At 63.3% G+C, this 24,875-nt stretch carries 20 protein-coding genes; 2 read left to right on the top strand and 18 right to left on the bottom strand.

The window, feature by feature from the left end; genetic code table 11:
- Positions 1 to 7 precede the first annotated feature (7 nt).
- Both HWY05_RS25660 and HWY05_RS25665 read right to left on the bottom strand, forming a co-directional pair.
- Positions 8 to 3,118 (bottom strand): EAL domain-containing protein, encoded by a 3,111-nt coding sequence (locus HWY05_RS25660; protein WP_176060026.1) that lies wholly within the window; start codon positions 3,116 to 3,118, stop codon positions 8 to 10.
- Between the two features lie 268 nt (positions 3,119 to 3,386).
- Positions 3,387 to 3,863: a nitrate reductase associated protein gene (locus tag HWY05_RS25665; RefSeq protein ID WP_176060027.1), complete on the bottom strand. Its 477-nt coding sequence runs from the start codon at positions 3,861 to 3,863 to the stop codon at positions 3,387 to 3,389.
- A gap of 117 nt (positions 3,864 to 3,980) precedes the next feature.
- Between HWY05_RS25665 and fdhD the strand changes: the two genes are divergently transcribed.
- Complete coding sequence (gene fdhD / locus HWY05_RS25670; protein WP_035562436.1) at positions 3,981 to 4,820, top strand: formate dehydrogenase accessory sulfurtransferase FdhD; 840 nt, start codon at positions 3,981 to 3,983, stop codon at positions 4,818 to 4,820.
- A gap of 136 nt (positions 4,821 to 4,956) precedes the next feature.
- Entirely contained in the window at positions 4,957 to 5,244 is a 288-nt protein-coding gene (locus HWY05_RS25675) for a hypothetical protein (protein ID WP_035553439.1), read from the top strand.
- 267 nt (positions 5,245 to 5,511) lie between these two features.
- Here HWY05_RS25675 and HWY05_RS25680 read toward each other — a convergent pair whose 3' ends face one another.
- The 16 genes from HWY05_RS25680 to ubiE all read right to left on the bottom strand — a co-directional run bounded on the left by HWY05_RS25680 (position 5,512) and on the right by ubiE (position 24,825).
- Positions 5,512 to 6,282, bottom strand: coding sequence for an enoyl-CoA hydratase (locus HWY05_RS25680; RefSeq protein WP_176060028.1), 771 nt, complete (start codon positions 6,280 to 6,282; stop codon positions 5,512 to 5,514).
- 136 nt (positions 6,283 to 6,418) lie between these two features.
- Entirely contained in the window at positions 6,419 to 7,618 is a 1,200-nt protein-coding gene (locus HWY05_RS25685; RefSeq protein ID WP_035553443.1) for an acetyl-CoA C-acyltransferase, read from the bottom strand.
- A gap of 69 nt (positions 7,619 to 7,687) precedes the next feature.
- Entirely contained in the window at positions 7,688 to 10,123 is a 2,436-nt protein-coding gene (locus HWY05_RS25690; RefSeq protein WP_176060029.1) for a 3-hydroxyacyl-CoA dehydrogenase/enoyl-CoA hydratase family protein, read from the bottom strand.
- Positions 10,124 to 10,241: 118 nt separating this feature from the next.
- A complete protein-coding gene (locus tag HWY05_RS25695) occupies positions 10,242 to 12,029 on the bottom strand; it encodes an acyl-CoA dehydrogenase C-terminal domain-containing protein (RefSeq protein WP_176060030.1) in 1,788 nt (595 codons plus the stop codon).
- A 96-nt stretch (positions 12,030 to 12,125) separates the two neighbouring features.
- Positions 12,126 to 12,725: a TetR/AcrR family transcriptional regulator gene (locus tag HWY05_RS25700; protein WP_035553448.1), complete on the bottom strand. Its 600-nt coding sequence runs from the start codon at positions 12,723 to 12,725 to the stop codon at positions 12,126 to 12,128.
- A 275-nt stretch (positions 12,726 to 13,000) separates the two neighbouring features.
- Entirely contained in the window at positions 13,001 to 14,545 is a 1,545-nt protein-coding gene (locus tag HWY05_RS25705; protein WP_244146691.1) for a tetratricopeptide repeat protein, read from the bottom strand.
- 315 nt (positions 14,546 to 14,860) lie between these two features.
- Complete coding sequence (clsB, locus tag HWY05_RS25710; RefSeq protein ID WP_176060032.1) at positions 14,861 to 16,120, bottom strand: cardiolipin synthase ClsB; 1,260 nt, start codon at positions 16,118 to 16,120, stop codon at positions 14,861 to 14,863.
- Positions 16,117 to 16,629, bottom strand: coding sequence for a dihydroneopterin triphosphate diphosphatase (gene nudB, locus HWY05_RS25715; protein ID WP_035553451.1), 513 nt, complete (start codon positions 16,627 to 16,629; stop codon positions 16,117 to 16,119). The genes clsB and nudB overlap by 4 nt, the downstream gene beginning before the upstream one ends.
- 212 nt (positions 16,630 to 16,841) lie before the next feature.
- On the bottom strand, positions 16,842 to 18,641 hold the full coding sequence (gene aspS / locus HWY05_RS25720; RefSeq protein WP_176060033.1) for an aspartate--tRNA ligase: 1,800 nt from the start codon (positions 18,639 to 18,641) through the stop codon (positions 16,842 to 16,844).
- A 63-nt stretch (positions 18,642 to 18,704) separates the two neighbouring features.
- Entirely contained in the window at positions 18,705 to 19,358 is a 654-nt protein-coding gene (locus HWY05_RS25725) for a DUF502 domain-containing protein (RefSeq protein WP_035553453.1), read from the bottom strand.
- Positions 19,359 to 19,432: 74 nt separating this feature from the next.
- Entirely contained in the window at positions 19,433 to 19,837 is a 405-nt protein-coding gene (locus tag HWY05_RS25730; RefSeq protein ID WP_035553456.1) for an FmdB family zinc ribbon protein, read from the bottom strand.
- A gap of 181 nt (positions 19,838 to 20,018) precedes the next feature.
- Positions 20,019 to 20,642 (bottom strand): methyltransferase domain-containing protein, encoded by a 624-nt coding sequence (locus HWY05_RS25735; protein WP_176060034.1) that lies wholly within the window; start codon positions 20,640 to 20,642, stop codon positions 20,019 to 20,021.
- Between the two features lie 26 nt (positions 20,643 to 20,668).
- Complete coding sequence (gene ubiB / locus HWY05_RS25740) at positions 20,669 to 22,246, bottom strand: ubiquinone biosynthesis regulatory protein kinase UbiB (protein ID WP_176060035.1); 1,578 nt, start codon at positions 22,244 to 22,246, stop codon at positions 20,669 to 20,671.
- A gap of 15 nt (positions 22,247 to 22,261) precedes the next feature.
- Positions 22,262 to 22,906: an SCP2 sterol-binding domain-containing protein gene (locus tag HWY05_RS25745; RefSeq protein WP_035553461.1), complete on the bottom strand. Its 645-nt coding sequence runs from the start codon at positions 22,904 to 22,906 to the stop codon at positions 22,262 to 22,264.
- A gap of 153 nt (positions 22,907 to 23,059) precedes the next feature.
- Complete coding sequence (locus HWY05_RS25750) at positions 23,060 to 24,055, bottom strand: TIM44-like domain-containing protein (protein WP_035553463.1); 996 nt, start codon at positions 24,053 to 24,055, stop codon at positions 23,060 to 23,062.
- A 38-nt stretch (positions 24,056 to 24,093) separates the two neighbouring features.
- The gene (gene ubiE, locus HWY05_RS25755) at positions 24,094 to 24,825 is read right to left on the bottom strand and encodes a bifunctional demethylmenaquinone methyltransferase/2-methoxy-6-polyprenyl-1,4-benzoquinol methylase UbiE (RefSeq protein WP_035553465.1); all 732 of its coding nucleotides are present in this window, start codon (positions 24,823 to 24,825) and stop codon (positions 24,094 to 24,096) included.
- Between the last annotated feature and the right edge of the window lie 50 nt (positions 24,826 to 24,875).

The raw sequence follows: 24,875 nt of genomic DNA on the forward strand, positions 1-24,875 counted from the left end.
CGGCGCCTCAAACCGTCGCCAGTTCCCGCTGCGCCCCGCCCTGCAGCAATTTGGCGATCGCTTCCGTTCCCATCGGCTTCGCGAAGTAGAACCCCTGCATTTCGTCGCACTCGCGCTCGCGCAGGAAGTCGAGTTGCGCCGACGTTTCCACGCCCTCGGCGATCACCTGCAACTTCAGCGAATGGGCGAGCGCGATGATCGCCGACGTGATCGTCTCGTCATCGGCCGACACGCCGATGTCGGAGACGAACGAGCGGTCGATCTTCAAGCGGTCCACCGGAAAACGCTTCAGATAGCTGAGACTCGAATAGCCGGTGCCGAAGTCGTCGATGGCAAGCCCAATGCCGAGCGCGTGCAGTTCATTCAACATCAACACCGCTTCTTCGGCGTTGCGCATGATCGTGCTCTCGGTCAGTTCGAGTTCGAGGTATTGCGGCTCCAGACCGGTTTCGGCCAGCACCTGCATCACCAGCTTCGCGATATCGCGCTGCTGGAACACCCGCGCCGACAGATTCACCGACACCCGCGTCGGTGGCAAGCCTTCGTCCTGCCAGGCCTTGTTCTGGCGGCACGCCTCGCGCAATACCCACTCGGACAGCGGCCCGATCAGCCCACTCTCTTCCGCAAGCGGAATGAACGACGACGGCGGCACCAGCCCCACCTCCGGATCGCGCCAGCGCACCAGTGCCTCGGTGCCGACGATCTGCCCGCTGCTAATGTCCACCTGCGGCTGGTAGTGCAGCAGAAATTCGTTGTCGCGCAGCGCGCGCCGCAGACGCCGCTCCAGATTCAGACGCGCACCGGCGCTCGCGTTCATCTCCGGCTGATAGAACTGGAAGGTGTTGCGGCCCATGTCCTTTGCGCGATACATCGCGAGATCGGCCTTCTTCATCAGTGTTTCAGCGTCTTCACCGTCTTGCGGGAACAGGCTCGCGCCCATGCTGCAACCCACGTAAAGCTCGGTGCCGTCGAGCCACACCGGCTCGGAAATCGACAAGCGCACGCGTTCCATCCACGCAATCAGCGATTGTTCGTCGACGGTGTCGGTCATCACGATCACGAACTCGTCGCCGCCGTGGCGCGCCACCGTGTCGCTGGTGCGCGTGCAGCGCGCGAGCCGCTCGGCGACCACGCTCAACAGCCGGTCGCCGACGCTGTGGCCGAGACTGTCGTTGACGTTCTTGAAGCCGTCCAGATCGATGAACACGACCGCCACGCCCTTTTGCTGCCGCTGCGCGACGATTAGCGCATGCTGCAGGCGGTCGCGCAGTAGATTACGGTTCGGCAGGCGCGTCAGGCTGTCGTAGTTGGCCTGGTATTCGAGCTGTTCCTGGTAGCGCATCAGATCGGTCACGTCGTTGATCACGCCGATGTGATGCGTGATCACGCCGTCCGTATTCGGCACTGGGGCGATGAAGAGTTGATTCCAGAACAGCGCGCCGTCCTTGCGATAGTTGCGCACCACCGCACTGACTTCGCGATTTGCGCCGAGCGCCTGACGGATCAGCGCCACGCCTTCCTGATCGCGGTCGTCGCGCTGGAGCACGCGGCAATCGTGGCCGATCACTTCGGCGGGATCGTAGCCGGTGATACGCATGAACGCCGGGTTCACGTATTCGATCAGATTGCCCGTCGGCGACGGCGCGGTGATCAGAATCGCGTTGACGCTCGCGTCGAGCGCACGGCTTTGCAGGCGCAGCGCAAGATCGGCGCGCTTGCGTTCGGTGATGTCGGTGTACGAACCGAGCACGCCGATCACGCGGCCGTCGCCGTCGGTGAACGGCAGCTTGCTCGTGACCGTGGTGCGATGCACGCCGTCGATCACCAGATCGACTTCGAAACTCATCTTCGGCACGCCCGTGCTCACCACTTCCTTATCGTGATCGTTGAGCAGGTCGGCGAACGCGCGCCACGGCAGGTCGGTGTCGCTCTTACCGACTACCTGCTCGGGATAGGCGAGCCCGGCGTCGCGCGCGAACGCCATATTGCAGCCGAGATAGCGCGACTCCAGGTCCTTCCAGAAAATGCGCTGCGGAATGTTGTCGATCACCGCTTCGAGCATCTGGTTCGAACGCTGCGCTTCGGCTTCGGCGTTGATCTGGTCGGTGACGTCGTCGGCCAGCACGAAAAACGCGGCGCGGCCCATGAAGTTCAGCGCGTGATACGAGATGTCGGCGCTGATCGTCGACCCATCCTTGCGCCGGTGATGCCAGATGCCGGCCATCGTGCGGCCGCGCGGCGCCATTTCGCTGCGCTGCAGATGCGATTCGAGCCGCGCAATTTCCGCGTTCGGCCGGATCGCGCGAATCGTCATGCCGAGAAATTCGCTCTCGGCGTAGCCGTATTGCTGGATCGCGGCCGCATTGACGGCGAGAAACCGCATGGTTTCGCGATCGAAGATGTACATCGGCACCGGATGATCGTCGAACAGACCGCGAAAACGCTCGTCGTTGCGGCCGAGCGCACGCACGGTGCGCAGTTTTTCGCGGGCGCTGCTTTCGCGGGCGCCAAAGGTGAAGATCAGCAGCGCGCTGCCGGCCAGCATGGTGACGATCAGCAGGAATATGGCGCGCTGGGTTTCGCTGGCCGATGCCGAGAGCGACGTCTGCAGCGCGTGGCTTTCCTCGCTGCGCAATGCCGCGAGACCGGCTTCCACGCGATCGAGCCCGAGTCCGAGATGCGTATAGGTCGACGCGGCCCACGCACGCGACGCGTTCGGCTCGGCGCTGGCGCTCTTCAACAGCGCATCGTCGATGTCGTGTTGCAGCGCGTGGCTGTCGGCGCTCAGTCTCGCCAGCTTGTCGAGCATGGCCGGTTCGCCGGCCAGTTCGCTGTGCAGGTCGCGCTCAAGGGCGGCGAGCGTCGCCCGCGTCGTGCTGGCCGCGCTGACCGGCGCCGATTCCCCCGTCGCCTCGAAGCGGCCGAGCGTGGCAAGACCACCGTCGAGCGCCGTCTGGTAGGCGTCGAGGTTCTCGCGCACGCTGGTCGAACGCAGCATGCGCGCGTCGGCATCGCGCTGACCGCAAATCTGCGAATAAGCGACGAACGCGTTCGCGCCGACCGCGGCAGCGACGACTGCCAGATTGATCAGCAGCCGCTTCGATAAAAAAGAATTCATGGATTCCGAACGTCAGATCGTTCCGAGGGCGGGAGCGCGCGGTCGCTTTCGGTGCGTCAGGCCGCATCGATGCGAGTTTTTTTACACGCCAACCCATGGATAACGGCAGGGTTCGGAGCGGGTTGAGGGTGTGGGTGAAAAAATAGGCAACTTCGGGCACGCGGTGGGATCCGGGCGCGGCCGGTTAGGCGGTTTCGGCCAGACGTGTTCTGGCGCGGCGTTTTCGGTCAGGTGCACTGGTCAGGCGCCCTCAACTTCGCGCCGCCAGCTAGGCGCCCCCTCCAAATTCCTTCATGGCCGGCACGAAGTCGTGGTTGGCCTCCGGTTTGCGCGACAGCTTGGCGAGCACGTAACGCTTGAACGGATCGAGCTCGGCCCAACGCGCCACGCTCGGCGCGGTCAGACCGGCTAATCCCGCCTGGTGCGTGACGCCTTCCGGCACGCTGTCGGTGCGGCGCCAGAGCGGCGTTTCCTCGGGCGTGAACCACTCCGGCTCGACATTGGCGTGAGTGCGCAGCATTTCGAACAGCGCATGGTCGAAATTCGGTTCGATTTCCGTGTCGTCGTCGACCGGAAAACGCGCCAGCAGCTTGCGGTCTTCGAGCGGCAGCATTTGCCACTGCGCCAGCGTGATACGCAAGCCGAAACGGTCGAGGTTGAAGCGAACCGACATCGGGATGAACGTGAAATTCTCCGAAGACTCGACCTCGAAGTTGAACAGAAGCGGTGCTTCGTTGAGTCCCATGACAGTGTCCTCGTGGATAGCGGGCAACATGCAAGCCCGGCTTGGGGTATTTTAGAACCTTATTCGCGCGGTGACGGCACGAGAGCGGCACGCGGCAAGGTAGAGGAGCAAGTGAGCTTGAACGAACTGGAAACAGCCGGACAACCGGGCGCGGTGGAGCGTCAGGTGCATCGGCATCGCGGCGCGGCGGTGGAAACCGTCACCGATCATGTCGGTCAGGAATGGCCGGTCGCGCTCGTCTTCAACGGTATTTCGCACGCGGTGATGATGTGTACGCCGCGCGATCTGGAAGCGTTCGCGGTCGGTTTCGCGATTTCGGAAGGCATCGTGGCGCGCGGCAGCGACATTCACGACATCGAAGTCGAACTGCACGACGACGGCGAATTGCCGCATGCCGAAGTGCAATTGCAGGTGGTGCAGCAGGCGTTCGTCGCGCTGAAGGAAAAGCGCCGCGCGCTCGCCGGGCGCACCGGCTGCGGCGTCTGCGGAATCGAAAGCATCGATCTGCTGGATCTGAACCCGGAACGGGTGCCCGACACCGGCTTTCTGCAACGGCTCGCCCCGGACGCGATCGCCCGCGCCGCCCACGACCTGCCCGCACACCAGGCGCTGACGCGGCTGACCGGCGGCCTGCACGCCGCCGCATGGTGCGATGCGGCAGGCGCGATCCGTTACGCGTTCGAGGACGTCGGCCGTCATAACGCGCTCGACAAGCTGATCGGCCAGCTCGTGCTGGATCGCGTCGATACGAAAGAGGGTTTTGTGTTCCTGTCGAGCCGCGCCAGCTACGAGCTGGTGCGCAAGGCGGCGCGCGTCGATGTGCCGATGGTCGCGACGATCTCGGCGCCGTCGTCGCTAGCCATTGCGATTGCACGCAAGGCCGGCGTGCGGCTGGTTAGCTTCTGCCGCGAGACGAGCTACGTCGATTACGACACGTTGCAGCCGGCGCCGGGTTGAGCGCCGGGTTGAGCGCCGACATGCATCGGCATCCCACACCACGGGATTGACTTCAAATCTGGCCTCTTTTCGGCGAATTACACGCGCTCCGATCGGCTCACACTAGCATCGTGCCAATCGAGAGAGCCGCCAGAAAATGTCATCCCGTCACGCCAAAAATCGTCCGTTCGGTCTTGATCTGCCCGAGCTGCTCACGTCCGAACAGATGCTTCCGTCGGGTATCGATGCCGACATGATGGACGGCCTGCACCGCTCCTCCGGGAAAGTATTGCAGCTCGCCACGCTGACGCATCAGGCCGTGGCGCGCGGCGATGCGGCGGCGGCGGAAGCGGCGCGGGCATCGCTCGAACGGCAGCTCGCCATCTCTACCAGCCTGATCGACCAGCTTCTGCTCGACGGCACGGACCAACCTACGACACATTGAGCAGCCGGAAGGCCAGGCGGAATGTATCGCCGTATCGCGGCAATGTCGCAACTCCGAGAACTGAAATGAGTGCTTTGACCGTAATTCTCTGCATCTGGGCGATGGTCGCCTTTTGCGCGATTCTTTTCATTCGCGGCGCAACGGCGCGCGTGAAACGGCCGGCGGCGCCGCATAAGCGTCCGGCACGTTTTTCGATCGCGGAATAACGCGCGCGGGTTAGGCGATGGCGCTTTTATGCGCGTCGCCGTCCCCGCGTTGCAACAACGCTTACGGAAACGCCCGGAAATCCGGCTTGCGCTTCTCGAAGAACGCCTTGAACGCTTCGCGCGCTTCCGGCGCGAGCAGCATCTTGCCGAAATGCACGGCTTCTTCCGACATCTGCGTCTGCAATTCCTGCTGGCTCGCGCGCTTCATCAAGCTCTTCGTCACGCGCAGTGACGAAGCCGGCAACGCCGCCAGCTTCGCAGCCTGCGCAGCAGCGAACGCATCCACTTCACTCGCCGGCAACACGCGATTCACAAAGCCCATGCGTTGCGCTTCGGTCACGTCGAACGCTTCGCCGAGCAGCAGCTTTTCCGCCGCCGCCTGATAACCGCCCACGCGCTGCAGCAGCAAGCTCGACGCCGCTTCCGGGCACAGCCCGAGTTGCGCGAACGGCAGCGAAAAGCTGGCCGAATCGGCGGCATAAACCAGATCGCAATGCAGCAGCAGCGTCGTCCCAATGCCCACGGCCGGACCCGCCACCGACGCCACCACCGGCTTCTCCGCCGAGCTGATCGCGCGCAGGAACTGGAACACCGGCGCGTCTTCGCCCATCGGCGGCGTCTTCATGAAGTCTTCGAGATCGTTGCCGGCGCTGAAAATATTCGCGCTGCCGCGAATCAGAATCGCGCGCACCGAGGTGTCGCCTTGCGCGTCGACCAGCGCGTCGGCCATGGTCTGATACATCGCGGCCGTGATCGCGTTTTTCTTGTCGGGCCGGTTGAAGGCAATCGTCAGCACGCCGTCGGCACGCTCGACCAGAATATCCATTGTCATCTCCTTGTTCTCCTCGTGATCCTGCTGAGAATGTGGAAACGGTTCGCAAGCCAGCCGGCCTGCGAACCGTTCCGCGGTCCTTAAGGGGTGCCCATGGGGACCTGTACAAACACCGGGGTCGCCGGCGTTATCCGGTTTACAGACGCTCGATGATGCCCGCAGCGCCCATGCCGGTGCCGACGCACATCGTCACCATGCCGTACTTGTAGTTGCGGCGGCGCAGACCATGCACCACCGTCGACGCACGAATCGCGCCCGTCGCGCCCAGCGGGTGGCCGAGAGCGATCGCGCCGCCGAGCGGGTTGATCTTCGACGGATCCAGGCCGAGGTCCTGAATCACCGCCAGCGATTGCGCGGCGAACGCTTCGTTCAGCTCGATCCAGTCGATGTCGTCGATCTTCAGGCCGGCCGCCTTCAGCGCGGCCGGAATCGCTTCCTTCGGACCGATGCCCATGATTTCCGGCGGCACGCCGCGCACGGCGAAGCTGACGAAGCGCGCGAGCGGCGTCAGATTGAATTCCTTCAGCATCTTTTCCGACACGACGATCAACGCGCCCGCGCCGTCCGACGTCTGCGAGCTGTTGCCTGCCGTGACCGAACCCTTGTTCGCGAACACCGTGCGCAGCTTGGCGAGGCCTTCCAGCGTCGTCTCCGCGCGCGGACCTTCGTCGAGCGACACTTCGCGCGTCTTCACCTTCACTTCACCGGTGGCGAGATCGGGGAAACGCTCGGTAATCGTGTACGCGGCGATTTCGTCGTTGAACTCGCCGGACTGCTGCGCGGCGATCGCGCGGCGGTGCGATTCGACCGAGAACGCGTCTTGCGCTTCGCGGCTGATCTTCCAGCGTTCGGCGACTTTCTCGGCCGTCAGGCCCATGCCGTACGCAATGCCGAAGTCTTCGCTACGATCGAAGATGTGCGGCGACATGGACGGCTTGTTGCCCATCATCGGCACCATGCTCATCGATTCGCAGCCGCCGGCGATCATCGCGTCGGATTCACCCACGCGGATGCGGTCCGCCGCCATGGCCAGCGCGGTCAGGCCCGACGCGCAGAAACGGTTCACCGTGACGCCGCCGACCGAGTTCGGCAGGCCGGCCAGCAGTGCGCCCATTCGCGCGACGTTCAGGCCTTGTTCCGCTTCCGGAATCGCGCAGCCGATGATTGCGTCTTCAATCACTTTGGTATCGAGGCCGGGCACTTGCGCCACGGCCGACCGGATCGCGTGAACCAGCAGTTCGTCCGGGCGCGTGTTCTTGAACATCCCGCGCGGCGCCTTGCCGATCGGCGTGCGGCTCGCGGCGACGATGTATGCGTCTTGCAATTGCTTTGACATTTTTAGCTCCATTGTCGGTGGAAGTCGGCGCTTTGGCGTCTGCTCCCACCCCATACACGTGTTTGCCGCTTAGTTACGAACCGGCTTGCCGGTTTGCAGCATGCCCATGATCCGTTCCTGCGTCTTCTGCGTACCGAGCAGGTCGACAAACGCGCGACGCTCGAGTTGCAGCAGCCATTCTTCGTCGACGAGGCTGCCGGCTTCGACATCGCCGCCGCACACCGCTTCAGCGATGCGGCTCGCGATCAGGTAGTCGTGCTCGCTGATGAAGCGGCCGTCGCGCATATTGACGAGCGAAGCCTTGATGGTCGCGATCGCCGAGCGGCCAGCCACCGGCACCTGCGTAACCCGCAGCGGCGGACGGTAACCCGCCACGGACAGCGCGCGCGCTTCCTTCTTCGCGATATCGAGCAGTTCGAACACGTTGAAGACGATCGTGTCGGACGGCTTCAGGTAACCCATGGCGCGGGCGTCGAGCGCGGACGCCGAGACCTTCGCCATCGCCGCGTTTTCGAACGACTTCTGCACGAACTTCAGCAGGTCGTTGGTCGCGCCGGCTTGCGTCGCCGCTTCCGCCGCGCGCAGCGCCGCTTCCTTCAGGCCGCCGCCGGCCGGCACGAGACCGACACCGACTTCCACCAGACCGAAATAACTTTCGATATGCGCAACCCGCTTCGCGCTGTGCAGCGCCAGCTCGCAACCGCCACCGAGCGCGATGCCCGACACGGCCGAGATGACCGGCACGCTCGCGTACTTCACGCGCAGCATGCCCTGCTGGAATTTCTTGACGAACGGCTCGATACCCTTCGCGCCGCCCATCATGAACGCGGGCATCGCTTCTTCGAGGTTGGCGCCGGCGGAGAACGGGCCACCCGGCGTGCCGAGCTTCAGCGACGTGGGCTGCCACACCACCAGCCCCTTGTAGTCCTTTTCGGCGAGTTCGATAGCCTGCGTCAAACCGTCGATCACCGACGGTCCGATCGTGTTCATCTTGCTCTTGAACGACACGATCAACACGTCGTTCTCGCCAGCGCGATCGTCGACCCAGGCGCGCACGGCGTCCGTTTCGAACAGCGTCTTGCCGTAGGTCTTCGGATCGGCCGAGGTTTCGCCGACCAGCGGTGCACGGAACACCTGCTTGTCGTACACGCCCAGCGAGGAACGCGGTACGAACGTCTGCGAAGCCGGCGACCACGAACCTTCGTTCGTATGCACGCCGCCCTTGTCAGCAACCGGGCCTTCGAGCACCCACGACGGCAGCGGCACGTTCGACAGCGCCTTGCCTGCCGCGATATCTTCCTGCACCCATTCGGCGACCTGCTTCCAGCCGGCCGTCTGCCAGCCTTCGAACGGACCTTCGTTCCAGCCGAATCCCCAACGGATCGCCAGATCGACGTCGCGCGCGTTGTCGGCGATCGATTCCAGATGCACGCCGATGTAGTGATACACGTCGCGGAAAATCGCCCACAGGAACTGCGCCTGCGGATGCTCCGACTCACGCAGCAGCTTCAGACGCTCAGCCGCCGGGCGCTTCAGAATACGGCTGACCAGTTCGTCCGCCTTCGCGCCGCCGTCCACGTACTCGCCCGTCTTCGGGTCGAGCACCTTGATCGCCTTGCCTTCTTTCTTGTAGAAACCGGCGCCGGTCTTCTGACCGAGCGCGCCCTTCTTCACCAGTTCGGCCAGCACAGCCGGCGTTTCGTAGACCGGGAAGAACGGGTCGTCCTTCAGCGTGTCCTGCATCGTCTTGATGACGTGCGCCATCGTGTCCAGACCGACCACGTCGGCGGTGCGGAACGTCGCGGACTTCGCACGGCCCAGACGCGCGCCGGTCAGATCGTCCACTTCGTCGAAACGCAGGCCGAATTTCGCGGCTTCGGTCACGACCGCGAGGATCGAGAAAATACCGACGCGGTTGGCGATGAAGTTCGGCGTGTCCTTCGCGCGCACGACGCCCTTGCCGACCACGCTCGTCAGGAACGATTCGAGCTGATCGAGAATTTCCGGACGCGTCGTCGCGGTCGGGATCAGTTCGACCAGGTGCATGTAGCGCGGCGGATTGAAGAAGTGCACGCCGCAGAAGCGCGCCTTCAGTTCATCCGGGAAACCTTCCGACAACGACGTGATCGACAGACCCGACGTGTTGGTCGCGAAAATCGCGTTCGGTGCGAGGTGCGGCGCGACCTTCTTGTACAGGTCGTGCTTCCAGTCCATCCGTTCGGCGATCGCTTCGATCACGAGGTCGCATTCGGCGAGCTTCTCGATATCGTCGTCGTAATTGGCCGGCTGGATGTATTGCGCGTCGTCCTTCACGCCGAACGGCGCCGGCGACAGCTTCTTCAGATTCTCGATCGCCTTCAGCGCGATCGCGTTCTTCGGGCCTTCCTTAGCGGGCAGGTCGAACAGCAGCACGGGCACCTTGGCGTTGATCAGGTGCGCGGCGATCTGCGCGCCCATCACGCCGGCGCCGAGCACGGCTACCTTGCGAATGATCAGATTGCTCACGTCGTTCCTCCGGGGAGTTATGCGGATGTCGCGAAGCTTCGATGGACGCTTCGCGATGGGATGTGTGGCTGACACAGGCGCCGCTCGCGTTACGCGCGGCGCCTGTCGTGAGGTGGCTTTAGAACAGCGCTTCGTCGACGTCCATCATCGACTTCGAACCGGCGCGCGCCTGACGGATCGTCATGGCCGTTTCCGGCAGCAGCTTCGCGAAGTAGAAACGCGCGGTGGCGAGCTTGGCCTTGTAGAACGGATCGCCCGACGCTTCCTTATCGAGTGCGACACGTGCCATGCGGGCCCAGAAGTACGAGAACACCAGGTGGCCGACGGTACGCAGATACGGCACGGCGGCGGCGCCGACTTCGTCCGGGTTCTGCATGGCCTTCATGCCGATTTCCATCGTCAGCTTCTGCACCTTGTCGCCGATATCGGCGAGCGGGTTGATGAACTCCTGCATTTCCGGCTTGATGCCTTCGGCTTCGACGAACTCCGACACCAGCTTGCCGAACTTCTTCATCTTCGCGCCCATGTCGCCGAGAATCTTGCGGCCGAGCAGGTCGAGCGCCTGAATCGCGTTGGTGCCTTCGTAGATCATGTTGATACGCGCGTCGCGCACGTACTGCTCCATGCCCCACTCGGCGATGAAGCCGTGGCCGCCGTAAATCTGCATGGCGTGGTTGGTGCTCTCGAACGCGTTGTCCGACAGGAACGCCTTCAGGATCGGCGTGAGCAGCGCGACGAGGTCGGCCGCGTCTTTACGCGCGGCTTCGTCGGCGTGCGACAGTTCCTTGTCGATATGCAGCGCGGACCAGTACGAGAACGCACGCGCGGCTTCGGCGTAGGCCTTCTGCGTGAGCAGCATGCGGCGCACGTCCGGATGCACGATGATCGGATCGGCAGCTTTTTCCGGCGCTTTCGGGCCGGTCAGCGAACGCATCTGCAGACGCTCTTTCGCGTACGTCAGCGAGTTCTGATAGCCGATTTCGGTCAGGCCGAGACTCTGCATGCCGACGCCGAGGCGCGCGGCGTTCATCATCACGAACATGGCGTTCAAGCCCTTGTTCGGCTCGCCGACCAGCCAGCCCTGCGCGTTGTCGAGATTGATCACGCAGGTGGCGTTGCCGTGAATGCCCATCTTGTGTTCGATGGAACCGCACTTCACGCCGTTGCGCGCGCCCGGCTCACCGGCTTCGTTCGGCAGGAACTTCGGCACGATAAACAGCGAAATACCCTTGGTGCCGTTCGGTGCGCCCGGCAGACGCGCCAGCACCAGATGAACGATGTTCTCCGCGAGATCGTGTTCGCCGCTGGAGATGAAAATCTTGGTGCCGCTGATCGCGTACGAGCCGTCGCTGTTCGGTTCGGCCTTGGTGCGCAGAATGCCGAGGTCGGTGCCGCAATGCGGTTCGGTCAGACACATCGTGCCGGTCCAGACGCCCGCGACCAGCTTCGGCAGATAAGTCTTTTGCAGTTCAGGCGTGCCGTGCGCGTGCAGACATTCGTACGCGCCATGCGACAGACCCGGATACATGGTCCATGCCTGGTTCGCCGAGTTCAGCATCTCGTACAACGCGTTGTTGACGAACGCCGGCAGACCCTGGCCGCCGTATTCCGGATCGCAGCCCAGTGCGGGCCAGCCGGCTTCCACGTACTGCTGGTACGCTTCCTTGAAACCCTTCGGCGTGGTCACCACGCCGTCGCCGACGTACGTGCAGCCTTCCTGGTCGCCGCTGTGATTGAGCGGGAACAGCACCTGGGAGCAGAACTTGCCGGCCTCTTCGAGCACCGCGTTGATGGTGTCGACATCGAGATCCGCGTGCTTCGGCATCTGCTTGATTTCGGCTTCGACGTTAAGCAGTTCGTGCAACACGAATTGCATGTCGCGCAGCGGCGCGGCGTACTGTCCCATGACTCTCTCCAAAGTTTGACAAGAAGCCAGGCTGTTAGCGGAGTCCGTGGATCGGAACTTTCTGCGCCGCGAATCTTTTGAGGTTCGGCGGCTCTGCTAACGGCTTTCGCTTTGATACGAAACAATCAATTTTTCCAGCGCGGCCCACGTGAGACGCACGGCGTCCGGCAAGTGCAGGAAGCGTGCGTCGTGATGCAGACCGAGCGTGAAGCTATACAGTTCGAACAGCATCAGTTGCGGATCGGTGTCGGCACGCAGATGCCCTTCTTCCATCGACTGCGAAATTGCGCGCGTGAGTGCCGCACGCCAGATCGTCACGCTCGACACCAGTTGCTCACGCACCGGGTTATCCGCGCGGTCGTCGTACTCGACGGCGCCGCTGATGTAGATGCACCCGGTCGTGACTTCCTGAATGCGCTTCTCGATCCAGCGGGAAATCATCGCGCGCAAGCGCGGCAAGCCACGAGGCTCGCGCAAGCTCGGGAAGAACACCTCGTCTTCGAAACGACGGTGATATTCGCGCACGACTTCGACCTGCAAATCCTCGCGTGACCCGAAATGCGCAAACACACCGCTTTTGCTCATCTGCATGCGCTCGGCCAGCAGCCCGATCGTCAGACCTTCCAGTCCGTCGCGGCTTGCCAGATCGAGTGCTGCTTCGAGAATCGCGGCTCGCGTTTGTTCGCCTTTTCGCATAGCTTTTTACCGTTCTAATGTGACCGAAATAAAATCGAACGGCCGTACTATTATTGTGGGCGGCCGCCCGCTAAACAAGGACTTTATTAGAAACCGGTTTCTAACCAGGTTCCAATTCTGCGGCATCCGTCAATCAGAGGAATCAGATTTTTTAGAGGCCTTTGCCAGGCCTTTGTCTTGAGACCGAGGTTGCTAGCGAAGGTGCTCACGTTCTCCGATTGCCGCAGCCGGCCGACATGATGCAGCAAGTCGGCCGGAATCGAGAAGGATTCGAGTCAGTGCGGGTTTTGGAGGGGTGCGGCGGCGTGCGGGAAGCGCTGCTGGAGGGCACTGGCGACCCGCGTCAAAACGTCGTCCCAGTCGCCTCGACGCGGTTGGGTGAAGAGGCGCAGGCCGGCGTACCAGGGACTGTCGTCGCGGCCCTGGAGCCAGCGCCAGCAACCCGCGAAACGGTTGAGAAGCCAGACGGGTTTGTCCATGGCCGCGGCGAGATGGGCGACTGAAGTGTCGACTGAAATCACGAGGTCGAGGTTGGCGATCAAGGCGGCGGTGTCGGCGAACTCCGCGAGGTCGGCGGTCCAGTCGGTTAGCGGGTTGGGGTTCAGGCCTGCGCCGACGGCCGAGGTGGACGTGGCGCGTTTGGACGGGTCGTCTGTCTTTTGCAGACTGATCCAGTGGATGTGCGGTAGCGCCAGCAGCGGCGCGATCTGCGCAAAGGTGAGGCTGCGCAGACGGTCTACGGCGAGGCCTGAATGACCGCCCGCCCACACAATGCCCACGCGCGGTAGATGCCGGGTTGGCAGCGCCTCCAGTCGCGCGCGCCAGATGGCGGCCTGTTTGGAATCGGCGCGCAGGTACGGCAACTCGGCCGGGATCGTGCTCACTTGCGTATGAAACGCCATCGGCAGCGACATCAGCGGACAGTAGCAATCCCAGTCGTTTAGCTCCGCCGGCACGGCGTCGAGCAGCGTTAGGCCCGGCCAGCGGGAGCATAAAGACTGCTCGTACAGACGGCGCAATGCCGGCGGGCAGACATAGCCGACGAGGGAAAACCGCTCAAGCAACAGCGGCAAATAACGGACGAACTGCAAGCTGTCGCCGAAGCCCTGTTCGTCCAGGACGAGCAGGCTTTCATGAGCGATCAGTTTGATCGGCTTGTCGATGCGAGGGCGCAGGTCCTCGCCGCTCCATCGCGGCAGCGGCACTTGCACAGGCTCGCGTGCCGGGGTTCCGTCGGCATGCCTGAAGCTGATCCAGCGGTCTTCGAAATACGGCCACGCCTCTTCGTAACGGCCGGTGGCCAGCAAAGCCATCGCCAGGTTGTTTCGCGCGATGAGATTCGCAGGCGTCAATTCGAGCGCGCGGCGGTAGTGTCGCTCGGCTTCGTCCAAAGCACCGAGGTCGCCGCAAATACGCCCGAGATTGTTATGCGCGGCCGAGTTGTCCGGGTCGAGTTCGAGCGTGCGGCGATAACTGACGGCGGCTTCGTCGAGACAGTCGTGATGCTGCAGCGTCAACGCGAGGTTGTAGTGCAAGGCCGCGAAGTTCGGCCCGATCGCAAGCCCGTGGCGCAGACTGTCGAACGCCCCGGCGATGTCGCCTAGCCTGAGCTGGATCGCGTAGAGCGTGTTGTAGAAGACCGGTTCGGGGTGAATCTGGATCGCGCGTTCGAGCCAGGCGCGGGCGGCTTCTGTGTGACCCGATGCAAGCGCAAGCAGGCCTCGCAGATGCAGCGCGCCGACGTGTGCGGCGTTGTGTTCGAGGATGCGATTGGCGAGCGCCTGGACTTCGTCGAAACGGCCGGCTTGATAGGCCGTCACGGCGTGGTCGTGAAGGCGTGAAAGATCGTCGGATGGGGTAGAGGATGCAGCTGGCGAAGTGGGCAATGGCGTCTCCGTGACGCGGCCGGTCCGCTTGCCGTGAGTGCGCAGTCGAACCGGCTGCTGGGCGTGAAGAAGGTCGATCGATCGGCGACGCGTGTCATGCATCCGGCCGGTCGATTTTTATCGAGCGCAGATTATGTTTGCCGCTTCACGGAGAGTCTTTAGGATCGGTCTGAAACGCACGGGGTTATACGTGAGGGCATGCATCCATGCGTGCGTCGCGGAGACGCACGCTCGGGCTCAAGTTCGGGTTCAGTCGTACCCACCCACCGTCAACACCTTCATCACTGCCCGATACGTCGTATAAGCAAGCCAGTTGAGTACCCGCTCGCCGGCCGGCCGCGCGTCGTAATGCGCCTCGTCGATACGCCGCGAGTCCTTGAACGCGACGAGAATCGCTTCGCGCAACGCGTCGATCGCGGGATCGTTCACCAGCACCACGTTGGCTTCGTTGTTGAGCATCAGGCTCAACGCGTCGAGGTTCGACGAACCGACCGTCGCCCAGTTCGAGTCCACCACCGCGACCTTGCCGTGCAGCAGCGTCTTCTCGTACTCGGCGATCTGCACGCCGGCCTTCAGCAACGCGCGATACAGAAAGGGCACCGCGTAATCGAGCGCCTTGAACTCCTTGCGCCCGATAATCAGCTTCACGTCGACCCCGCGCCGCGCCGCCAACACCAGCGCGCGACGCAGCTTGCGGCCGGGCATGAAGTACGGGTTGGCCAGCAGCACTTCGCTGCGCGCCTGACCGATCGCGGTCAGATAAGCCTTCTCGATAGCGCGACGGTTGATCAGGTTGTCGCGCGCGACAAACGCCACGCACGGTTGGCCGCCTGCCCACAAAGCTTCGTTGCGCCGCCGGCGGCGACGCCGCAAACTGCCGAGCGACGCGCTCGTCTTCGGCCCGAGATCCGGCTCCAGCGACTCGATCGGCCGGTGTCCGAGCCGGATCCGCCGCCATTGCACCTCGAATGCCTGACGCACATCGGCGACCACCGGTCCGTGCAATTCGACGGCGAAATCCCAGCGCCGGTAAGGCAGCCGCTCGCCGTCGTTCTCGTAGTCGTCGACGATATTGATGCCGCCGCAATAGGCGAACTGATCGTCGATCACGGCCAGTTTGCGATGCGTGCGCGAAAAGCCGAAGCGACCGAACAGATGCGGGTTGTAGATGCGATGGTCGATGCCGGCCAACGGCCACTCGGTGAACATCGGCAGGCGCGCGGTGCCGATGCCATCGGTAATCACGCGCACCTTCACACCGCGCGAAGCCGCGCGCAGCAATGCCTCGCTGATCGCCTTGCCGGCGTCGTCATGACAGAAGATGTAGGTTTCGAGCACGACGTCGTGTTGCGCGGCATCGATGCGCGCGACCAACGCGCTGAAGAATTCATCGCCGGAACGCAGCAGCTTGACGTCGTTGCCGCTGGTGAAGCGATAGCGCTGCCAGTAACGGCGGCCGAGCAGCGATTGCCGCAGTCGGGCAAAACGGCGCGCGCCGCCGACGCTCACTGGTCACGCTCGCCGTCGTCAGCCGCGGCACCTGTCGCGTGACGCCCGGCGAGCCGCTTCGGCAATTGCAGAATCGCATCCGCATTCGACGACGAAAAGCAGCGCGACGCCGCTTCTTCATAAGGCAGCCACAGAAACGCGGTGTGCTCGCGCGGCGCCAGCCTCACGTTGAGTTGCTCGGGCACCTGCACGCTGAACCAGTGCTCGGTGTTGTGGATCACGCCTTCGGCATAGCGATGCCGGAACTCCGGGTAAATCTCGTATTCGATCGAATATTGCCAGTCGAACAACGCGCTTTGCGGCACGAGCCGGCCGCCGATCACGATGCCGGTCTCTTCGGCGACTTCGCGCACGGCGGTGTCGACGAATGCTTCGTCGAGTTGATCTTTGGAACCGGTCACCGATTGCCAGAAGCCGGCATGGTCGGCGCGCTCGATCAGCAGCACCTCGAGCGCGGGCGTATGGATGACGACGAGTACGGATTGCGGAATCTTCGGCGGTTTCGGCATGGTGTGGAAACTGGGCGCAGCGTCTGCGCGATACATGTCGGATGACGGTCGAAAGCTGTTGCTGCGACTGTAACGCAAAAAACGAAAAAGGCGCTGGGAGTTGCCTCTGCGCCTTTTTCGTTTCGTTTGATCGCGGCTGTCATAGACCTGCCGCTTCGCGCGCCGCGCGATGCCGTTTCCGGACAGCACGGGCGACGCTTGAACCTGCTGACTTACACCTTCGGTTCCGGCGTACGCACACGAATGTGCAACTCGCGCAACTGGCGCTCGTCCACTTCGCTCGGCGCCTGCGTGAGCAGACACTGCGCGCGTTGCGTCTTCGGGAACGCGATCACGTCGCGGATCGAATCGGCGCCGGCCATCATCGTGACGATGCGGTCCAGACCAAAGGCGATACCGCCGTGCGGCGGCGCGCCGTATTGCAGCGCGTCGAGCAGGAAGCCGAACTTGGCTTGCGCTTCTTCCGCGTTGATCTTCAGCGCGCGGAACACCTTGCTCTGCACTTCTTCACGGTGGATACGCACCGAACCGCCGCCGATTTCCCAGCCGTTCAGCACCATGTCGTAGGCCTTCGCGAGGCAGCGCGCCGGATCCGTTTCCAGATACTCGAGGTGCTCGTCCTTCGGGCTCGTGAACGGGTGATGCGCGGCGACGTAGCGGTTGTCTTCCTCGTCGTACTCGAACATCGGGAAGTCGATCACCCACAGCGGCTTCCAGCCGGACTCGACCAGACCGTTGGCCTTGCCGAATTCCGAATGGCCGATCTTCAGACGCAGCGCGCCCAGGCTGTCGTTCACCACCTTCGCGCGATCCGCCGCGAAGAAAATGATGTCGCCGTCTTGTGCGCCGGTGCGCTCGATGATCGCCTTGACCGCTTCGTCGTGCAGGTTCTTGACGATCGGGCTTTGCAGACCGTCACGGCCCTTCGCGACTTCGTTGACCTTGATCCAGGCCAGACCCTTCGCGCCGTAGATGCGTACGAATTCCGTGTAGCTGTCGATATCGCCACGCGAGAGCTCGCCGCCCTTCGGCACGCGAATCGCCGCAACGCGGCCGTCTTTTGTGTTGGCCGGCGTGCTGAACACCTTGAAGTCGACGTCTTTCATGGCGTCGGTCAGGTCCGTGAATTCGAGCTTCACGCGCAGGTCGGGCTTGTCCGAACCGAAACGGCGCATGGCTTCCGAATACAGCATGACCGGGAACTTCTCGTCCAGCGGGACGCCGATCGTTTCCTGGAAGATGTGACGGATCATCGCTTCGAACAGGTCGCGGATTTCCTGTTCCGACAGGAACGAGGTTTCACAGTCGATCTGCGTGAATTCCGGCTGACGGTCGGCGCGCAGGTCTTCGTCGCGGAAGCACTTGACGATCTGGTAATAGCGATCGAAGTTCGCCACCATCAGCAGTTGCTTGAACAACTGCGGCGATTGCGGCAGCGCGAAGAACTGACCCGGGTTCGTACGCGACGGCACGAGGTAGTCGCGCGCGCCTTCCGGCGTGCTCTTGGTGAGCATCGGCGTTTCGATGTCGATGAAACCCTGGCCGTCGAGGTACTTACGCGCTTCGATCGCGACGCGGTAGCGCAGACGCAGGTTGTGCTGCATCTGCGGACGGCGCAGATCGAGCACGCGATGCGTGAGGCGCGTGGTTTCCGACAGGTTGTCGTCGTCGAGCTGGAACGGCGGCGTAATCGACGCGTTCAGCACGATCAGCTCGTGGCACAGCACTTCGATCTTGCCGCTCTTCAGCGTGGCGTTCGTGGTGCCTTCCGGACGGTTACGCACCACGCCCTTGATTTGCACGCAGAACTCATTGCGCACGCCTTCGGCGGTCTTGAACATCTCCGCGCGGTCCGGGTCGCAGACGACCTGAACCAGGCCTTCGCGATCGCGCAGGTCGATGAAGATGACGCCGCCATGGTCGCGGCGGCGGCTTACCCAGCCGCACAGCGAGACGGATTGGCCCAGCAGTTCTTCGGTCACCAGACCGCAGTATTCAGATCTCATCGACATGATGTTTGTCTTTCGTTATGCATTGGTTGAGCGGCGCGCGGCGATGAACGCCACGCACCGGCATTACAGCGGAGGCTCGACTGTCGTGCGGCGCACCGGCGCCGGCGGCGCGGACGGCGCCACGACGCCCATCGAGACGATGTACTTGAGCGCCGCGTCGACCGTCATGTCGAGCTCGATCACTTCGCTCTTGGGCACCATCAGGAAGAAGCCGGACGTAGGGTTCGGCGTAGTCGGCACATACACGCTGACGTGATCTTCTTTCAGGTGGTTGACCACGTCGCCGCCCGGAATTCCGGTCAGAAACGCAATCGTATAGGAGCCGCGGCGCGGATACTCGATCAGCAGCGCCTTGCGAAACGCATTGCCGCTGCTCGACAGCAAGGTATCCGACACCTGTTTGACGCTGGTGTAGATCGGGCCGACCACCGGAATGTGTGCGACCACGACTTCCCACCACTTCACGAGCTTCTGCCCGATGAAGTTCTGCGTCAACAGCCCGACGACAAAGATAAAAGCGAGCGTGAGCACCGCGCCGAGCCCCGGCAGACGGAAGCCGAGCGCGCGCTCCGGCTGCCATGAACTCGGCAGCAGCAACAGCGTCTGGTCCATCGTGCCGATGATCAGGCCGAGCACCCACAGTGTGATAGCCAGAGGCACCAGCACCAGCAGGCCAGTCAGAAACACCGATTTGAGCGTCGTTTTTTTCGTCGTCATGTGTACCGCCAGAAAGCCGCGCGGGCCAGGACCGACGCGCGGCGTGTGCGCCGCCCGTCAGGGCGGCAGTCCGACTAGGCGCTGCCGGAACCGCTCGAACTCGGCGCCGCTGCCGGTGCGGCAGCAGGCGCGGCCGGCGTTGCGGCTGCATTCGACGACCCGGCGGCGGCTGCGCCAGCGGCTGGGGCCGTGTCGGATTTCGCGGCGCCGTTTTCGGCAGCTGCGCCATTCTCGGCGCTGCCGCCATTGGCTGCGCCATTCGCGTCGGGCTTGGCCGGCGCCTTCGCGCCGCTATTGCCATTGCGGAAATCGGTGACGTACCAGCCGGAGCCCTTCAACTGAAAGCCCGCTGCAGTCACCTGCTTGCGAAACGTGTCTTTCCCGCATTCGGGACACTGCGTCAACTGGGGATCGCTCATCTTCTGAAGCACGTCCTTCCCGAAGCCGCATGACTCGCAACGATACGCGTAGATCGGCATGATCTTTTCCCTACTGAAATCTAGTAAACGCTTGCAAAGCCTTGAATTATAGCCGCAAACGATGTCTCTCCCCCGGTTTTCGGGGACGAGCGCCCGACGCAGCCGCCGGACGCGTAAATGGGGGCGGCGAGGGTCGAATCAAGGGCGGCCGATGTTCCGCGCCGAACGCGGACGCGCGGACTTAGCCGCGACGACGCCAGGTTAGCCAGCGCTCACGTCCAGCGAACACCGGAATCGAATCGTTCACGGCTTCGTCTTCGATCAGCTCGAAGTACGGCGTGAGCAGCGCGTCGAGCTCGGCGCGTTCGATGCCGAACGGCGGCCCTTTCGGCGTCGCGCCGATGAAATAGAAACCGGCAAGCTGCGCGCCGCTGGGCACGAGTTCGGCCATGCGTCGCGCGTAGTCGGCGCGGAGCGCAATCGGCAACGCGCAGAGAAAAGCCCGCTCATAAATCCACTCGGGCGCGAACGGCGGCTCGTAGGTGAAAAAGTCCGCCTGCTCCACCAACTGCGCGTGCTGCGCGCCCAATTGCGCGTGCGCCGCCGCAACCGCGGCCGGCGAGAAATCGATCGCTCGAACCGGGTTGCCGCGCTCGGCCAGCCAGAGCGCCTCGTACGCGCTGCCGCAACCTGGAATCAGCACCGCCGCGCCTGGGTGGCGAGCGGCGAAAGCCTGAAACGCCGACGGCACGCCCGCCTGATCCCAAGGCATGAAGCCGCGCTCGAAGCGCTCGTCCCAGAACCCCGGCGAGTTGGGGTCGCGGGTCGCGAAGTCGGGTACGGCAGGTTGGGTCGGATCGCTCATCGAATACCTCGTGGATCAGGTCTGAATCAACCGCCATGCGCGAGCGCCAGAAACGCCCGCGCCAGCACCGCGCCGACGCCGACCGCCACGCCGAACAACAGCAGGCCTTGCAGCAAACGGTTGGTGCGCTTCTGTTCGAGCAGGATCTGGCGAATCATGTCGTCGTTCGCGCCGTGCTTGTTGTCGTGCCGCTCGGCCAGCACGTGATGAATCAGGCGCGGCAACTGCGGCAGCGTCTTGCTCCACTGCGGCGCCTCGATCTTCAACCGTTCGTACCAGCCGCGCAGACCGATCTGCTCGTTCATCCAGCGTTCGAGGTACGGCTTCGCGGTCTTCCACAAGTCCAGTTCAGGATCGAGCGAGCGGCCGAGGCCTTCCACGTTGAGCATGGTCTTTTGCAGCAGCACCAGTTGCGGCTGAATCTCGACGTTGAAACGGCGCGACGTGGAAAACAAACGCATCAGCACCTGACCGAGCGAAATATCTTTCAGCGCGCGGTCGAAATACGGCTCGCAGACCGCGCGGATCGCGCTTTCGAGTTCTTCGACGCGCGTGGTGGGCGGCACCCAACCCGACTCCAGATGCAGCGTGGCGACGCGATGGTAGTCGCGCTTGAAGAACGCGAGGAAGTTCTGCGCCAGATAGTTCTTATCGAAGTCCGACAGCGCGCCGATGATGCCGAAGTCGAGCGCGATATAGCGCCCGAAGTGCGCCGGATCGAGACTCACCTGAATGTTGCCCGGATGCATGTCGGCGTGAAAAAAACCGTCGCGGAACACCTGGGTGAAGAAAATCTCGACGCCTTCGCGCGCCAGCTTCGGAATATCCACGCCCGCCGCGCGCAGCGTTTCGACCTGGCTGATGGGCACGCCGACCATGCGCTCCATGACCAGCACCGTGGGCGTGCAGAACTCCCAATACATTTCCGGCACCAGCAGCAGATCGAGCCCGGCGAAGTTGCGCCGCAACTGGCTGCCGTTGGCCGCCTCGCGCATCAGATCGAGTTCGTCGTGCAGGTATTTGTCGAATTCGGCGACCACCTCCCGCGGCTTCAGACGCTTGCCGTCGGCCCACAGGCGTTCCGCCCACACGGCGATATCGCGCAGCAGCGCGAGATCGGAGTCGATCACCGGCAGCATGTTCGGCCGCAGCACCTTCACCGCGACGGCCTTGCCCGCGTGCTGCCCGGCCTTCACCTTCGCAAAGTGCACCTGCGCGATCGACGCGCTCGCCACCGGCACCCGCTCGAAATCGTCGAACAACACGTCGACCGGTGCACCGAGCGCACTCTCGACCAAACCGATCGCGGCCGCCGAATCGAATGGCGGCACCTGATCCTGCAGCTTCGCCAATTCATTGGCGATATCGACCGGCAACAGGTCGCGGCGTGTCGACAGCACCTGGCCGAACTTCACGAAGATCGGCCCGAGGCTTTCCAGCGCAAGCCGCAAACGGACGCCCGGCGGCGCGTCGAACTTGCGGCCGATCATGGCGATACGCAGCAGCAACCGCACGCGCCGGTCGTTGATGCGGCCGAGCATCATCTCATCGAGACCGAAGCGGATAACCGTGAAAAAAATCTTGAGAAAACGCAGAAAACGCATAGTTGTGCCCGTTGACTAGCGCGTGCCGCGCGACATGGCGGCGCCGCCCGGCGCATCGGCGCCGCGGGCTTCGACCTTCTGTTCAAGACGCTCGACGCGTTTTTCGACCCGCGCCAACGCGTCGCGCGCGCGCGCCAGTTCGACGTTGAAGTCGTCGAGCGCGGCGCGGCGCACCAGTTGCGGATTCTCGTCGAGCAGATATTCGGCGGCGGTGTCGAGCAGGTTGCGCCCGGTGCGCTGCACGTGTTCGCCGACCGTACGCACGACCGATGCCACCCGCCAGGCCGGCCCGTCGCCGATGAATTTCGCCAGATCCTCTTCCGGTTCCCAGCGCAGATGCTCGGCGAGTTTGGCGATCACCGTGGCGAACTCCGCGTCGCCCTCGATCTTCACGTGCTTCATCACGGCAGCCTGGCCGCCCTGCACGAAGGCCGGCAACGCGTCGGACGGCACCGAGATCGTCACGTCGAACTGTTGCGCCTCGGTTTCGCCGACCGCGCCAAGATAGCCGTCGGGCTGCACCAGCAGCGTCAACACGACCGGCGGGCACGCCAGCCTGGCGGTCTTGCCCGCGTAAGGGGCGAGGCGCTCACGAGCCCACGATTCGCGGGCGAGCAGATGATTGACAGCAGCAGCGAAGGGCTTGGCGGCGAGGGTCATTGAAAGTGGCAAGAAAAAACCCGCGCGGGCGATGTGCCCGCGCGGGTTCCTATTGTAACGTCCGTTCGCTTCGCGGCCTGCTATGCCGAACGGCCAACGCTTTGTGCAAAGTCAGGGCAAACCGCGTTGCCCCGACGCTGTCGCGCTGCGGTGTCAGTGCTGCGCGACCTGCTGGATACCGGCCAGCAGCCAGCCTTCGCCTGCACGGTTCGCCTTCGACAGATTCCACACTTCGACGAACGGCTCGGCGGCCGCACCCGGCGCTTCGCGGATCAGGCCGGAGAAACGCACGCTCGCGAAGTACTCGTTCGCGCGCTCTTCGACGCCCAGCATCTCGGCGTTCAACTGGACGATGTCCGTCTGGTTCGACTCCGAACCGCGCGAGGACAGATCCACCTTCACTTCGGCGAACATTTCCGGCGTGGTGAATTCGCGGATGTCTTCCGTATTGCCGACGTCCCATGCGGCTTGGAGTCGCACGAAGTACACCTTGGCGTTACGCAGGAACGCGTCCGAATCGAAACCGGCCGGTACAGCCGGTGCCGGGTTGATGGTCGGCGTGTTCAGCGGGTTGCCTTGCGGCTCGAGATACGAACCGGTGGGCGGCGCGCTGTAGCGCGGTTCCTGCGGCGCGTAACCGGTGTTGCCCGCGTTCAGCGACGGCGAAGCGCCGGCGTACGCCGGTTGCCCCGTGTCGCGCTTGCGGTTCATGAAGCGGCGGACCAGCCAGATACCGATCATGGCCAACACGGCAATCACAATCATGTTGGCCATGGCGCCGGCAAACGCGCCGCCCAGACCAAAGTGCGACAGCAACGCGGCGATGCCCAGACCGGCGGCCAGACCGGCGATCGGCCCGAGCCAGCGCGAGCGATTAGGCGCGGCCGCGGCGGCCGGCGAAGGCGCCGGAGCCGGCTGCGCACGCTGCTGCATGGCCTGATTGCTTTGGGAAGGCGACGAGGGAGCGGATTGCTGCTGAACCGTGTTCGACTGACGGCCAATACTACGGCCACCGCCCATGCGGCGAGCTTCCGCATCGAGCGAAGCGAGGGAGCCGGCCATGATCAGACCGACCATCGCGATCAGTCCGATTCTTCTCACCAGCGACCGCTTAACCTTACGGAGAGATAACACACCTGAATCGGACATTTTGGTACTTTCCTTTAAAAATCGATGGGTTAGGAACCCTAGTATTTGGTCCCCACATGTAAAGCTACCACGCCAGCTGACAAATTGTAATATTTGACGCCGTCCAGGCCCGCTTGTTCCATCATTGTTTTTAAAGTTTCCTGGTCCGGATGCATCCGGATCGATTCCGCCAGGTATTGATAGCTCTCGGCGTCCTTCGCAAAGCGTTCGCCCAACCACGGCAACACCTTAAAAGAATAGACGTCGTAGACTTTTTTGAGCGGATCCCACACCTTCGAGAACTCCAGCACCAGCAGGCGCCCCGACGGCTTCAGCACGCGCCGCATTTCGGCCAGCGCGATATCCTTGTGCGTCATGTTGCGCAAGCCGAACGCCACCGTGACCACGTCGAAGTAGTTGTCCGGAAAGGGAATTTTCTCGGCGTCGCAAAGCAGCGCCGGGGTGATCACCCCTTTGTCCAGCAACCGGTCGCGGCCCACGCGGAGCATCGATTCGTTGATGTCGGTATGCCAGACCTCGCCGGTTTCGCCCGCCCGCTTCGCGAAGGCTTTCGACAGATCGCCCGTGCCGCCCGCGATGTCGAGCACCTTGTAACCCGGCCGCACGTTGGCCTGAGCGACCGTGAACAGCTTCCACGCCCGGTGCATCCCGCCCGACATCAGGTCGTTCATCAAGTCGTAGTTGGCGGCAACCGAATGGAACACGCCCGCCACCTTCTGCGCTTTGTCCTGTTCGTCGACCGATTGAAAGCCGAAGTGGGTTTTGCTCATCGCGCTTGTCCTTTCGCGTATTCTGAAATGTTGCGCCGCATCAGCGCGGC

Origin of the sequence: Paraburkholderia sp. BCC1876, from assembly GCF_902833695.1 — a bacterium.
Lineage (GTDB): Bacteria > Pseudomonadota > Gammaproteobacteria > Burkholderiales > Burkholderiaceae > Paraburkholderia.